The organism is Candidatus Binataceae bacterium, assembly GCA_035308025.1.
GTDB lineage: Bacteria > Desulfobacterota > Binatia > Binatales > Binataceae > JAJPHI01.
On record DATGHL010000006.1, the window covers coordinates 14,880 to 29,301 of the forward strand.

Sequence of the window (14,422 nt, forward strand, 5' to 3'; positions counted from 1 at the left end):
GTTGGATAATCGACGGGCTCCGGAGACTGACGCATGGATTTTGATTTGACCGACTCGCAGCATGAAATTATCAACGGCGTGCGCGCGCTGTGCCAGCGCTTTCCTGACGAGTACTGGCGTGGCCACGATCAGCGCCACGAGTTTCCGCACGATTTCTACAAAGCCATCGCCGACGCCGGTTATCTAGGTATCGCGATTCCCGAGGAGTACGGCGGCAGCGGACTGGGCATCACCGAAGCCGCGCTGCTGATGGGCGAGGTTGCGTATCACGGCGCGATGAACGCGGCGAGCGCGATCCATCTCGGGATGTTCGGCCTGATGCCGCTGGTCAAGCATGGCAGCGAGGAGCTGCGGCGGCGTCATCTGCGGCGCGCCATCAGCGGCGAACTGCATGTCTCGTTCGCGGTCACCGAGCCGGACGCGGGCAACGACATCACGCATATCAAGACCTTCGCCCGCCGCGAGGGCGACAACTACGTCGTCAATGGGCGCAAGGTTTTCATCACCAAGGCGCAGGAGTCGAGCAAGATGCTCCTGTTGACGCGGACCACGCCGATCGAGAAGGTGACGAAGAAAACCGACGGCATGACGCTCTTTTTCGCCGATCTCGATCGCGACGCCGTTGAGGTGCGCGAGCTCAAGAAGCTCGGGCGTCACGCCGTCGACACTAACATGCTCTTTATCGACAATCTCAAAGTCTCCGCCTCGGACATGGTCGGGCCCGAGGGCGGCGGCTTTCGCATCCTGATGGACGGGCTGAATCCCGAGCGCATCCTGCTCGCGGCGGAGGCGGTGGGGATGGGCCGTTCTGCGGTTGATCGCGCCGTCAAGTACGCGAAGGAACGCAACGTCTTCGGCCGGCCGATCGGGCAGAATCAGGCGATCGCGCATCCGCTGGCTGACTCCTACTCCAAGCTCGAAGTCGCGCAACTGATGGCGATGAAGGCGGCGTGGCTGTACGACCGCGGCAAACCCTGCGGGCCCGAGGCCAACATGGCGAAGCTGCGCGCCGCCGACGCGGGTTGCGAAGCTACCGATCGCGCCGTACAGACTTTCGGCGGCTATGGTTACATGCAGGAGTACGATGTCGAGCGCTTCTTCCGCGAGTGCCGCCTGGTCAAGATTGCGCCGGTCTCGCAGGAGATGGTCCTCAACACGATCAGCGAGCACGTACTCCAACTGCCGCGTTCTTATTGAGCCGACCCACGATGGCATCGAAGAAGGCACAGCGCTCTCTGGGACAGATGCTGCGTGAGCGCCGCCGCAAGCTCGACCTGACGCAACTCGAGGTGGCGCAACGAATCGGCACTTCAACGCCGTATATCGGCCATCTCGAAGCGGGTAAGCGTCATCCCTCGGATAAGGTTATCGGGCGGCTCGCGGAAGTGCTCGGCTTCGAGGGCCGCGAGCTGTTTTTTGCGGCGAATCCGCGGGCGATCGCGCTGATGGAGCCGCCATCCGGACAGCGGCGGCGCTCGGCGTGGGAAGAGTTCAAGCGCGACGCGCGGCTCCATCGCGTGCACGCGATTACCGAGGATGAACTCGATCTGCTGGGGCGCGTCGCCAAGCTGGGCGACGCCGGCAGTTCCCGGGACTTCATCTATATTCTCACGACTATCCGCCACGCCCTGAATCGCTGAGCCGCCGCGCCGTCTTCTTTCGCGCGCTGTGGCTAACCGGACGCGATGCGATCCTGCTAGGCTCGCCGCGGAGCTGCATCCGGATGGCGCAACCGACAACCGCTGCGAAGCCAACCATAGAGGGCGCCGCGGGCTGGCCGCGACGCTATACCGTTGTCGCGCTCTTCGCGACGGCGACGGCGCTCTGCTACGTCGATCGCGTCAATATCTCAATTGCGATCATCCCGCTCGCGCATGACAAAGGCTATGACGCCGCCGCGCGCGGCCTCGTGCTGTCGGCCTTCTTCTGGGGTTACCTCTCTCCACAGATGCTCGGCGGATGGGTGGCAGATCGTTTCGGCGGCAAACGGGTGCTCGCCGCCGGCGTCGCGCTGTGGTCGGTCGCGACTTTTCTGACGCCACCGGCGGCGGCAATTTCGTTTGCCGCTCTGCTGCTGATGCGCGCTGCCCTGGGCGCGGGCGAGGCGATCAACTTTCCGGCGGTCCATAGCCTGGCTGCGCGCTGGACCCTCGAGGCCGAACGCTCGCGCGCGATTGCGCTGCACTTCAGCGGCGTCGCCTTCGGCACGATCGTCGCGTTGCTGGTGAGTCCGCTGATCGTGATCAAGCTTGGCTGGCCGGCGGTTTTCTATATCTCGGGCGCGAGCGGGATTATCTGGCTCGCGGCGTGGTGGGTCAAAGCGGCGGACAGTCCGGCGGATTGTGCTGGAGTCTCCGCCGCCGAACTCGCGTTGATCGAGTCGGAGCGTCACGATACTTCGTTTGCGCCGGCAATTCCGTGGCGCGCGATCCTCAGCGAAAAAGCGGTATGGGCGATCGTAATCGCGCACACCTGCAACAATTTTGGTTTCTACATTCTGTTGCTGTGGCTGCCGAGCTATTTGCATCACAACTTCGCGGTGCCGATGGAGCGGCTGGGCACGCTCGCGGTTATCCCCTATCTCGCGGCCTTTGTGATGCAGAACCTGAGCGGCTGGATCGCCGACAGCTTGCATCGGCGGGGGCTCGCGCTCGGAACTGTGCGCAAGCTGATGCAGACGACGTCATTCACGCTGGGTGGCTTGCCGATACTCGCGCTGCCGGCAATTCATTCGCCACGGGCGGCAGTGATTCTGGCGACGATTTCACTCGCCGGCACTGGGCTCGGCGCAGGTGGCTTCGCGGTGAATCATCTCGACGTCGCGCCACGCTATGCCGGCATCCTGATGGGCCTCTCGAATACCTTTGCGACCCTGCCGGGGATCGTCGGGGTCGCTGCGACCGGCGTCATCCTCGAGGCCACCGGATCGTTCTCGGCGGCTTTCTATCTCATCGCGGGGGTGTACGCGATCGGACTGGTAGCGTATGCGACGCTGGCCTCCGGCGAACGCAAGATCTAACCGGGTCGGGGCTTTTGGGGTGAGGAATGATCGAAACGATGATGTACTCGTCATCCTCGATCTTGAAATAGAAGCGCCAGCCGCGCGTCACGCGTCCCTGCCATATATCGTCGGCCACGCTGTATTTTTTGGCTGCAAGGAAGGATGCCGTAGGTCAGCCAGCAAAAACCGCAGCTGCTTCGCGAACGCCTTGCGGACATTCACCGGAAGGCCGGCATAGTCTTTGTCGGCTCTTTCGGTGAAGCGGAGCCTCATCTGCGAGGCTTGTTCTTTGTAGAGCGTTTCGCGCGCGCGTCGAGAGCTTTTATCGCTGCGGCGGCGTTGTCGTAGGGGCCGTGGGTCCTGCCTTCCCGGAAATCGGCCAGCCCTTCCGCAAGATGCCGGTCAACCCGACTTTTGCGCGTAAAGGTGATTTTGCCGTCCTCCACGTTCGCTTCCAGGAGATCGCCGATCTCCAGATGCACCTGTTCGCGGATGTGCTGTGGAATGACGATCTGAAACTTGGTCTTTAAATTGAATTGGGGCATTCGGCGTCTTTCGAGCTTCCGCGACAAACACCCCCGGAGATCGCGCGCCAGCCCAGCCACGCTCTCGCGTCAGGTTAACCGGTAAGCCTTGGCTACATTCTCACCAAGGATTCCGCGGCGGCCGGAGTCGGTCATCGGGGCGACGAGGCCGGATAGCTCTTCGAGATAGTTGCCCGGATGGTCCGGGTGCGGATAGTCGCTGGCCCAGAAGAACTTGTCTTCGCCGACATGCGCCATCAGTCCGGCGATCGTGCGTTCGTCGGGATCTGCCGAGATGAAGCAGCGTTCCTTGAAGTAAACCGACGGCTTTTCCTTGAGCCGCACGGTCTGCGCGATCGGCGTGCCGGTGAAGATGGCGTCGGCGCGGTCGAGGAAATAGCCGATCCAGCCGGCGCCTGATTCAAGCACGACCACGCGCAGGCGCGGAAAACGATCGAACACGCCGAGCTGAAAGAAAGTTGCGAAGGCGTGCTGCACGGGCTGGCCGGCAAAAAGGTCGTAATACCATGCCGCCCAGCCGAAGTGGTCGTACCGATGGTGAATGCCCAGCGCGGCCGGCTCGACCGTCGGATGAATCGCGACCGGAACGTTGCAGTCCTGCGCAACCGCAAAGAAACGGTCGTGTGCCGCGTCGCCATGTGGCCGGCGTGAAAGCGTAAACGGCGCAAGGAACGCCCCGCGGCATCCCTCTTTGACCGCTCGTTCGAGCTCCAGTGCGGCTTCCTCCGGATCGCCGAGTGAGATATGCGCGATCGGAATCAATCTGCCGCCCGAGTCGCCGCAGAAATCTGTGATCCAGCGGTTATAGGCGCGGGCATAGGCCGCCGACAATTCGGCGTCGCTACTCTCGGCCTCCCAGAACAGCCCGAGCGTCGGATAGAGCACCGCCGCCGCCATCCCCTCTTGGTCGAGCAACTGCAGGCGCTCTTTCATATCCATCGTGCCGAAGGCCGCGCCGCGAACATAAGTGTCATCCGGACCGGGCTTGGCATAGCGCAAATTCGCCGCCTGACCGGAATTGACCGCCTGCTCGCGACGGCGATTGGCTTCCTCGACCTTCTTGCCCATCCCGCCCAGCGTGCCGAGCTGCCCTTGAGTGACCAGTTTGGCGCGATGACCGGCGACCTCGAGAAACTCATAGCCGTCCGCGCCAATCCGGAGCCGCACTGCGTCCGGCCGATACTTGGGTTCGAGATATTTCTCCCATAGATCGGGTGGCTCGAGGATATGACCGTCCGCATCGATTACTTTGGTCCCGTTGTTCACTACCTTGTTCTCCGTACAAGCCAATTAGTTTTCGTGAGCGAAAAATGTACTGACTAACCGCGCCTCATTCGCGAGGCCGCGCATGCGGCCAGGCCAGCCACAAAGCCAATAGCGCGACAATAAAAACCGCCGGAAGGTCGCGCATCAATCCGGCTACGCTCTCCCGTCCGGCGGCTGTATCCCAGACGTGAGTGAGAGCGTGCAGTATAAGGAAAATCGCGCCGGCCATTGCGGCGTGCCACGCCCTCTCATCGAGCGCGCGCCAGAACAACGCGCCGCCGCTGACCAGATAGGCGCAGCCGATGTCGCGGACGAAGTGAGTATTCAGCGGACCGGTGCCAGGGACTCCGGGGACGCTTGCGTACCAGGCTGCCGGCGCCGCGATCATTGCGACGCCGTTGAGCGCCAAGAGCGCGGCCACGAGTATCGTCAGGGTAATGCGCACGCCGGGTCGAACCTCCCTGCTCAGAAGAGTGCGAGCGGATTGACCGGCGACGCGGTACCGCGTTCGAGGATCAGCGGAGCCATCACGAACTGGAATTCGTAACGGCCGAAGCGCGCGCAGGCGGCTGACAAGGCGTCGAGGTCGGCATTGTCGATCAGATGCAACCCCATCATCACGAGCGTGCAGACGTGAATCGGCAGGGCAAACTTGCCGATGCCGCTCGGCACGGCGTCGCTGATCCCGTCGGAGCCCAGCACGGCGATCTGGCGTTCGTGAATCCACGGCAGGCAGGAAGTCTCGAGTCCCGCCATCCCGTCGTGCAGCGCATCCCATCCGCCCTTGGCCTTGCGCTGTTTCGCGCGGCCGGTACGAATGAAAAGCACGTCGCCTTCTTCGACCTTGACGCGCTGTTCGCGCTCGGCGGCATCGAGGTCCGCCGCCGTGATCGCGACATTGTTTTCGAGCCACTCGACCTTTTTGAGTTGCGGGATGTCCAGCAGAACCCCGCGCGTGATCACGCCGTCGCGCGCCACATCGATTGCGCACTTGCGCGCGCCGTGGGAGCCGACTTCGCTCGCCTCGAAGCCGTTGTACATCTTACCCTCGTTGAAGACGTGGCAAAGCGCGTCCAGATGCGTCGTCGCGAGTCCGTGCGGTGCGATCGCGAAATAGTCGGAAGCATAGGGCAGCAGCGGCAAATCGTGCGAGTCATAACCTGCCTGCTGGATCATGTGCATCACCGGGGTCGGGTTGTCAGGGGCCGGGATCGTCGGCAGCGGCAGCGCGAGCGAGACCGCCTCGCCGTGTTGCACAAGTTTGGCCGCGGCGGCGCGCTTGGCCGCCGTGATGAAGTTCAGCGCGCCGCGCTGGTCATCTTTGCCCCAGCGGCCCCAGTTGCTGCACTTTTCGAGCAAAGCTTTGAATTCATGTTCAGTCGGCTTGGCCACGATGCTCACCTCTTTTACAACCGTTTCGAAGTCTCGATTACAAAATCGCCAGGGGATTAACCGGCGACGCCGTGCCGCGTTCGAGGATCAACGGCGCCATGACGAACTGGAATTCGTATCGATGATTTTTGCGGCACGCCGCCTCCAGCGCGTCGAGATTGGCGTTGTCCAGCAGATGGACCCCCATCATCACGAGCGCGCCGACATGGATCGGCATCTCGAACTCCGGAGCATAATGGCTGGGCGAACAATCGCTGACGCCGTCGCAGCCGAGGAGCGCGACTCGCCGCTCGTGCAGCCATGGCAGGCACGCGGCGTCGAGACCCGCCAAGCCTTCGCGGCGCGCGTCCCATTCGCCCTTGAGCTGGCGTCGCTTATGACGACCCGTGCGGATTAGCAGAACGTCGCCCTCTTCCACCTTCGCCCCGTAAAGCTTTTCGGCGGCGTCGAGATCCTCCGGATAGATCGCTTCGCCAGGCTCGAGAAAGTCGACTTTCTTCACCGCCGGCAGATCCAGCAGGACCCCGCGCGTGGCGATGCCGTCGCGCGTGACGTCGATCGCGCACTTGCGCGCCCCGAAGCGTCCGACCTCGCGCGCACTGAAGCCGTTATACATCTGGCCTTCCCAAAAGACGTGACAGAGCGCGTCGAGGTGGGTGAATGCGAACCCGTGCGGCGCGATGCCGAAATAATCGAGCGCGGCGACCGGTGGTCCCACATGCAACATCATATGATGGACCGGCTGCGGATTGTCCGGCCCTGATTTGGTTGAGAGCGGCAGCGCGCACGACACGATCTCGCCAGTCTGGACTAGCCTCGCGCCCGCGGCGCGCTTGGCGTCAGTGATGAAATTCAGGGCGCCGCGCTCGTCTTCTTTGCCCCACCGCCCCCAGTTGTTGATCTTCTCGAAGTTGGCCTTGACCTGTTCCTTACTCAGACGTGCTGCCATCGACGCACCCTCCGTCGTACTTTGCATTTTTCATTGCGCCGCAAATTGCACAAGCGGTGCAATCGCCCAGCGCGACCCTCGTATAACATTTCCCCCACGAGAACTCCTAGCCTCGACGCCAGTGGAGCGAAGCGGAACGAGCAGGCAGCCTGCCCTGAGCCTGTCGAAGGGAGTCTGCGAGCTGCGTCAAGAAAAGATTTCGAGCATCATTTTCCTCGAGAATGTGACCACTTGCTGGGCGAATGCCCAAGTCGCGGGCAAAAGTAGAGTTCACGAATTCATATTTTCGCAGCGCTCTTGATGGCATCGACTTTGCGGAACGCCGCTGCGGAGCTATACACGCTGGTCGGCAGTACCTTGTCCGGTAAGAAGAGGGAGAGGCATGAGAATAGGAAGAGGTTGTCACGTTGTAACTCGTCTGGCGCCGCTCGGACTCATCATCGCGTTAGGTTTGCAAGGTGTCGCCAGAGCTGACGCCGCATCGGACGCGGCATTGCAAAAGCAGGTACAAGATCTTCAAACCGAAATTCAGGAACTCAAAGGTGAAATCAACACCATAAAGGCGAATTCAGTCGTGCAAGCTCCGGCGGCGCCGCCCGCCGGGAGTACGGCTGCAGCGCCGGCGCCGGCGACAGTGGGCCAGCACGTCGGCGCGATCGAAAAGGATGTCGCCGATATCAAGACCAATCTGAGCACAAATCTGGGCGTGCATATCCACGGGCTGGTCGATGTGCCCTACGAGTACAATCTCAACCAACCCAACACCAGTGGCGGCAGCAAAGGCGGGGTGAACTCGTCGTCGCCGGGCGGCAGCGTCAATCAGTTGCGGGTCTTCGATACCGAGGGCAGCGGCTTCAACCTCCAGCAATTCAACCTCCATCTCGATCGCACCTCGGATGGCGGCGTCGGCTTTGTCACGGAGTTGAACTTCGGACAGGTGGCAAACGTCCTGCGCGCATCGACGCGTGAGTCCAACATCAACCCGGGCACGACGAGCAACGATGTCATCGATCTGACTCAGGCATACATGACCTATACGGTGCCGGTCGGCAGCGGGATTGCGCTGCAACTCGGCCGTTTCGTCACGCTGCTCGGCGCGGAAGTGATTCCGACCTACAGCACCTATGGCAGCGCGGATTACAATATTTCGCGCTCGTTTATTTTTGGCTTTGGCATCCCGTTCACCCATACCGGCCTGCGCGGTACCTATAACTTCAACCAATTTCTCGGGCTCACGCTGGGCGTCAACAATGGCTGGGACGACGTGACCGATAACAACGACGGGCAGACCTTCGAGGGCCAGCTGTCACTAAGCAGCGGCGACAGGATGACTCACAACCAGTCGCTGGCGCTGACTCTCAGCAGTACTTACGGCCCGGAACAGGTCAACCGTGGCAGTTCGCGGCGCTGGGAGATCGATCCGGTGCTGACCTACAAGACGCCGATTAAAGGGCTGCAGCTGATCGGCGAATATCTCTATGCTCAGGAAACCGGACCGGTCTCGATAAGTCCCGCTTTCAATTCGCACGGTAACCCGCTGTGCGCCGTCGTTCCCGGGAACTTCTGTGCGCCTGCACCGGGCTTCAGCGCAGGTCCCAACGGCACGATCCTTCATCCACATGCGGTCAGCTGGAACGGCGCCGACGCATACATCGTCTACGACCTGACTGATAACCTTGAGTTCGCCTTGCGGGGCGAGTATTTCGAGGATCCCAACGGCGCGCGCACCGGCCTGCCGCAGCTACTAGGCGAAGGCACCGGAACGATCAATTACAAGATTCCGGCAGTGACCGGCTTGCTCGCGCGCCTCGAGTATCGGCACGACGAATCGAACAAGAAGCCGTTCTTCAACGACACCGTCTTCGGGCCGACCTCGATCCTGGCCGGCTTACCGAACCACACTCGCGCGGGGCAAGATACCTTTATCGCGGACGCGATCTATTCGTTCTGATTCTTAAGCCGCGGTCTGCAAGCACGGCGGCGGGTCTCAATTCCGGGGCTCGCCGCCGTAGTTTTTCGATGAAACATCGGTGTACCGGTTGATCTGCCTCTGATTCCCTTGACAAAGCCGGTCTCGACCCGTTACTTTGACCATCCCTTTCGAGGTTTGGCCTTATGAAAGCAGGTACCGAGGCCTTTGAGCCCGACGCGATAGATTTGCAGATTATTGACGCGCTGCAGGAGCATGGCCGTATTCCGCACGCCAAGCTCGCCGATCAGGTCGGCCTGTCGGCGCCGTCGGTTATCGAGCGGGTCAAGAAGCTCGAGGACTGTGGCGTTATCACCGGCTATCACGCCTCGGTCGATGCGCGAAAGCTGGGCAAGGATGTCACCGCCTTCATCGGTGTTTCGATCGGCCATCCGCGCACGATCGATCCCTTCGAGGAGACGGTCGCGCGGATGCCCGACGTCCTCGAATGCCATCACGTCACTGGCGAGCACACGGTCTTGCTCAAGGTCAAGACGCACAGCACGGCGTCACTCGAGCGGCTGATCGGTACGATCCGCCTGATCCATGGCGTGACGCGGACGGAAACCATGGTGGTGCTGTCGACTCATACGGAGCGCTGGCAGATTGCGACGGCCGCGGACGAGCAGGCGCCGGACCACGGCAACGGCCGCCGCGCGCGCCACGTCGTCGTGCGCAACGCCACCGCTGAAGCAAAGAGGGCCCAGTGATGCAGGTTTTTCGCGGACTCCCGAAAGCCCAGGGACTGTACGATCCGGTTCACGAGCACGACGCTTGCGGCACCGGTTTTGTCGTCAACATCAAGGGCGAACGTTCCCACGATATCGTGCTCAAGGGCTTGCAGGTACTCGACAATCTGACTCATCGCGGCGCCTGCGGATGCGATCCGCTGACCGGCGACGGTGCCGGGATACTGATCCAGATCCCGCACGATTTCCTCGTTCGCGAAACCGGCAAGCTGGGCTTTGCGCTGCCGGCGCCGGGCGAATACGGCGTCGGCGCGGTGTTCATGCCGCTCGAAACCGGCCGGCAGCAAGCTTGCGAGCGCCTTTTCGAGCGCGTCGTCCGCGAGGAGGGCCAGCGTTTTCTTGGCTGGCGCTCAGTCCCGATCGACTCCACGCAGTGCGGCGAGATCGCGCGTCAGGGGCTGCCCGCAATCGCGCAAATCTTTATCGGGCGCGGCGCGGGCGTCGAGGATCAGGAGGCGCTCGAACGCAAACTCTACGTCATCCGCAAGCGGGTTACCAATGAAGGCGCGCAACTTGGCCTCGCCGAAGGCGAACTCTTTTACGTCTGCAGCCTCTCCACCACGACGCTCGTTTACAAGGGCCAGCTCATCTCGCATCAGATTCCGAAGTTCTACCCGGACCTGCTCGATCCCGCGCTGACCACCGCGCTTGCGATGGTTCATCAGCGCTTTTCGACCAACACCTTTCCAAGCTGGGATCGCGCGCATCCGTATCGTTTTCTCAGCCATAACGGCGAAATCAATACGCTGCGCGGCAATATCAACTGGATGCGGGCGCGCGAGAAGCAGTTCGCGTCACCGCTGTTCGGCGACGACATCAAAAAGATTCAGCCGATTATCGAAGCCAACGGCAGCGATTCCGCGATGTTCGACAACTGTCTCGAACTGCTCATCCGCACCGGCCGCACCCTGCCGCAAGCCGTGATGATGATGATTCCGGAGGCCTGGCAGAACGATCGCCTGATGGACCCGGGCAAGCGCGCCTACTACGAGTTTCATTCCTGCATGATGGAGCCGTGGGACGGCCCCGCCTCGATCACCTTCACTGACGGCCGGCGCATCGGCGCCGTGCTCGACCGCAACGGTCTGCGCCCCTCGCGTTACCTGGTCACCAAGGACGGCCTCGTTGTGATGGCCTCCGAAACCGGCGTCCTCGAAATCTCCCCGGAGCAGGTCGAATCCAAGGGGCGGCTGCAGCCGGGCAAAATCTTCTTCGTCGATACGGTTGAGGGGCGGATCGTGCAGGACGAGGAGATCAAGCAAGGCCTCGCGCGGCGTCATCCCTACCGCCAGTGGCTCGACGAGCAGATGGTCGATCTCGACGCGCTGCCCGCGCCCGCTGCCTATCCCGCGATCAACGGTTTCGAGCCCTTCGATCTGCTCAAGCAGCAGCAGGCCTTCGGCTACACGCTCGAAGAGCTCAAGATGATCCTGGCGCCGATGGCGGCCAACGGCCAGGAGGCGGTGGGTTCGATGGGCACCGATACGCCGCTGGCGGCGTTGTCGGACAAGTCGCCACTACTGTTCCAGTATTTCAAGCAGCTCTTTGCGCAGGTGACGAATCCGCCGGTGGACTCGATCCGTGAGGAGATGGTCATGTCGGCCGAGACTGCGCTCGGCGGGGAGCAAAACCTCTTCGAGGAAACTCCGCTGCATTGCCGGCAACTGCGGCTCAAGCATCCGATTCTCACGAACGCCCAGCTCGAAAAGATCAAACGGCTGGCGCGGCCCGGTCTGCGCGCGATTACGCTCGGTACGCTCTATCGCGTCGACGATGGGGAAAAGGGCTTGCGCGCGGCGCTCGATAACCTTTGCGCGCGCGCCTCGAAAGCAATCGCGGACGGCTTCACCATACTCGTCCTCTCGGATCGCGGCGTGAACGCAGAGTGGGCGCCGATTCCGAGTCTGCTCGCCACCGGCGCAGTGCATCATCACCTGATTCGCGAGGGCACCCGCACCAAATGCGGCTTGGTCGTCGAGTCGGGCGAGCCGCGCGAGGTCATGCACTTCTGCCTGCTGGTCGGTTACGGCGCAGGCGCCATCAATCCCTATCTAGCCTATGCGACGATGGCCGGGATGATCGACGACGGCCGCTTGCGCGAGATCGCGGAGGAGGACGCCGTCGAGCACTTTATCAAGGCGCTCAGCAAGAGCCTGGTCAAAGTTGCCTCGAAGATGGGAATTTCCACCATCCAGAGCTATCACGGCGCACAAATCTTTGAGGCGATCGGGCTCAGCCGCGACGTGATCGATCGCTATTTCACCTGGACGGCTTCGCGCGTCGGCGGTATCGGGCTCGACGTTATAGCGCGCGAGTCGGCCAACCGCCATCGTCTGGCCTACAAGGCGGATCCCCACCTCGACGGCGAACTCGACGCGGGCGGCCAGTACCAGTGGCGGCGGCGCGGCGAGTTCCACATGTACAACCCCAACACCATCGCCAAGCTGCAGCACGCGGTGCGCACCGCAAATTATCGCGTCTTCAAGGATTACACGCGCCTGGTTGACGATCAGAGCCGCAATCTCGCGACGCTGCGCAGCCTGCTCAAATTCAAGAACGATCGTTCGCCCATACCGCTGGAAGAAGTCGAGCCGGTCGCGGCGATCGTCAAGCGCTTTAAGACCGGCGCGATGTCCTTCGGTTCGATCGGTAAGGAGGCGCACGAGAATCTCGCGATCGCGATGAACCGGCTGGGCGGCAAATCGAACACCGGCGAAGGCGGCGAGGATCCCGCGCGCTTCGAGCGCGACGCTAACGGCGACTGGCGGCGCAGTGCGATCAAGCAGGTGGCCTCGGGACGTTTCGGCGTCACCAGCTGGTATCTGGTGAACGCGGACGAACTGCAGATCAAGATGGCGCAGGGGGCCAAGCCGGGCGAAGGCGGTCAGTTGCCCGGACACAAAGTCGACGATTTCATCGCGAAAATCCGCTACTCGACGCCGGGCGTGGGGTTGATCTCGCCGCCGCCGCATCACGATATTTATTCGATCGAGGATCTCGCCCAACTAATCCACGATCTCAAGAACGCCAACGACCGCGCACGAATCAGCGTCAAGCTGGTAGCGGAGGTTGGGGTCGGCACGGTCGCGGCTGGCGTAGCGAAGGCCAAGGCCGACGTCGTGCTGATCAGCGGCTATGACGGCGGCACCGGCGCCTCACCGCTAACCTCAATCAAGCACGCCGGCATCCCGTGGGAACTAGGGCTGGCGGAGACCCAGCAGACCCTGGTGCTCAACAATCTGCGCGGGCGGATCGCGGTCGAAACCGATGGCCAGCTCAAGACCGGCCGCGACGTCACGATCGCAGCTCTCCTCGGCGCCGAGGAGTTCGGCTTCGCCAGCGCCGCGCTGGTCTCGTCAGGCTGCATCATGATGCGAGTGTGCCACCTCAACACCTGCCCGGTCGGGATCGCGACGCAGGATCCGGAGCTGCGCAAGAAGTTCGAAGGCCAGCCCGAGCATGTCGTCAATTTCATGCTCTTCATCGCCGAGGAGATGCGCGAGTACATGGCGCAGCTCGGTTTTCGCAGCGTCGCCGAGATGGTCGGCCATGTCGAGTGCCTCGATGCTGACCAGGCGATTGAACACTGGAAGGCGCGCCACATTGACCTCAGCGCCATCCTGAGTAAGCCCGCGGTGCCGGCGGATTGGCCGCTGCATTGCGTCGAGCAGCAGGATCATGGAATCGCGCAGGCGCTGGATCAGCGACTCAAGGAGCTGTGCAAGGACGCGCTGGAAGCTCGCCAGCCGGTCGAACTCCGGCTGCCGATTCGTAACGTCAACCGCACGGTCGGCACGATCTTATCGTCGGAAGTTTCACGGCGGCACGGCGAGCGCGGACTGCCGCCTCATACGATCAAGATCCATTTCAGCGGCTCGGCCGGGCAAACCTTTGGCGGCTGGCTGGCTTCCGGCGTGGCGCTCCATCTCGAAGGCGACGCCAATGACTATTGCGGTAAAGGCCTCTCGGGCGGATTTATCGCCGTGCGGCCGCCCCGCAACGCAACCTTCAAGGCTGAAGACAACATTCTGATCGGCAACACCGCGCTTTACGGCGCGACCGGCGGCGAGGCCTTCTTCCGCGGCATCGCCGGCGAGCGCTTCGCCGTGCGCAACAGCGGCGCGACCGCGGTGGTCGAGGGCGTGGGCGATCACGGCTGCGAATACATGACGCGCGGCAAGGTCGTCGTGCTGGGGCGCACCGGCCGCAATTTTGCCGCAGGTATGAGCGGCGGCATGGCTTACGTGCTCGACGCGGACGGCAGCTTCGCCAGCAAGTGCAACATGGGCATGGTCGAGTTGCACCCGCTCGCCGATCAGACCGAAATCCAGGAGCTGCACACGCTTCTCACCCGCCACTATCAGTACACCGAGAGCGCGGTCGCGCGGCGGCTGCTCGATAACTGGGACCAGGCGATCACGAAATTCGTCGCGGTTATTCCGACTGAGTATCGCCGGGTGCTGGCGGGGCAGCTCAATATGCAGTCGGATATGGCCAAGCTCGCAGCAGTGTGAGTAATCGACTAGTCAATTGAAATCAGAACGTCGGGAG

Annotated in this window: 11 protein-coding genes; 6 read left to right on the plus strand and 5 right to left on the minus strand. The window is 62.3% G+C overall.

Annotated elements, in window-relative coordinates; genetic code table 11:
- The first annotated feature begins 33 nt into the window (after window positions 1–33).
- The 3 genes from VKS22_01265 (at window position 34) to VKS22_01275 (ending at window position 3,019) form a co-directional block, all read left to right on the plus strand.
- On the plus strand, window positions 34–1,197 hold the full coding sequence (locus tag VKS22_01265; GenBank protein HLW69229.1) for an acyl-CoA dehydrogenase family protein: 1,164 nt from the start codon (window positions 34–36) through the stop codon (window positions 1,195–1,197).
- 11 nt (window positions 1,198–1,208) lie between these two features.
- Window positions 1,209–1,640: a helix-turn-helix transcriptional regulator gene (locus VKS22_01270; GenBank protein ID HLW69230.1), complete on the plus strand. Its 432-nt coding sequence runs from the start codon at window positions 1,209–1,211 to the stop codon at window positions 1,638–1,640.
- Between the two features lie 83 nt (window positions 1,641–1,723).
- Window positions 1,724–3,019, plus strand: coding sequence for an MFS transporter (locus tag VKS22_01275; GenBank protein HLW69231.1), 1,296 nt, complete (start codon window positions 1,724–1,726; stop codon window positions 3,017–3,019).
- Between the two features lie 251 nt (window positions 3,020–3,270).
- Here VKS22_01275 and VKS22_01280 read toward each other — a convergent pair whose 3' ends face one another.
- The 5 genes from VKS22_01280 to VKS22_01300 form a co-directional block, all read right to left on the minus strand.
- Window positions 3,271–3,546, minus strand: a complete 276-nt coding sequence (locus VKS22_01280; GenBank protein ID HLW69232.1) for an AbrB/MazE/SpoVT family DNA-binding domain-containing protein — start codon at window positions 3,544–3,546, stop codon at window positions 3,271–3,273.
- A 69-nt stretch (window positions 3,547–3,615) separates the two neighbouring features.
- Window positions 3,616–4,812, minus strand: a complete 1,197-nt coding sequence (locus VKS22_01285) for an amidohydrolase family protein (GenBank protein ID HLW69233.1) — start codon at window positions 4,810–4,812, stop codon at window positions 3,616–3,618.
- 64 nt (window positions 4,813–4,876) lie between these two features.
- Window positions 4,877–5,257, minus strand: a complete 381-nt coding sequence (locus VKS22_01290; protein ID HLW69234.1) for a hypothetical protein — start codon at window positions 5,255–5,257, stop codon at window positions 4,877–4,879.
- A gap of 20 nt (window positions 5,258–5,277) precedes the next feature.
- Window positions 5,278–6,204, minus strand: coding sequence for a cyclase family protein (locus VKS22_01295; protein ID HLW69235.1), 927 nt, complete (start codon window positions 6,202–6,204; stop codon window positions 5,278–5,280).
- 37 nt (window positions 6,205–6,241) lie between these two features.
- On the minus strand, window positions 6,242–7,153 hold the full coding sequence (locus tag VKS22_01300) for a cyclase family protein (protein ID HLW69236.1): 912 nt from the start codon (window positions 7,151–7,153) through the stop codon (window positions 6,242–6,244).
- Between the two features lie 382 nt (window positions 7,154–7,535).
- Here VKS22_01300 and VKS22_01305 point away from each other — a divergent pair, with 382 nt between their 5' ends.
- The 3 genes from VKS22_01305 to gltB all read left to right on the plus strand — a co-directional run bounded on the left by VKS22_01305 (window position 7,536) and on the right by gltB (window position 14,385).
- Window positions 7,536–9,104 (plus strand): outer membrane beta-barrel protein, encoded by a 1,569-nt coding sequence (locus VKS22_01305; GenBank protein ID HLW69237.1) that lies wholly within the window; start codon window positions 7,536–7,538, stop codon window positions 9,102–9,104.
- Window positions 9,105–9,268: 164 nt separating this feature from the next.
- On the plus strand, window positions 9,269–9,832 hold the full coding sequence (locus tag VKS22_01310; protein HLW69238.1) for an Lrp/AsnC family transcriptional regulator: 564 nt from the start codon (window positions 9,269–9,271) through the stop codon (window positions 9,830–9,832).
- Window positions 9,832–14,385, plus strand: coding sequence for a glutamate synthase large subunit (gltB, locus tag VKS22_01315; GenBank protein HLW69239.1), 4,554 nt, complete (start codon window positions 9,832–9,834; stop codon window positions 14,383–14,385). The genes VKS22_01310 and gltB overlap by 1 nt, the downstream gene beginning before the upstream one ends.
- Window positions 14,386–14,422 lie beyond the last annotated feature (37 nt).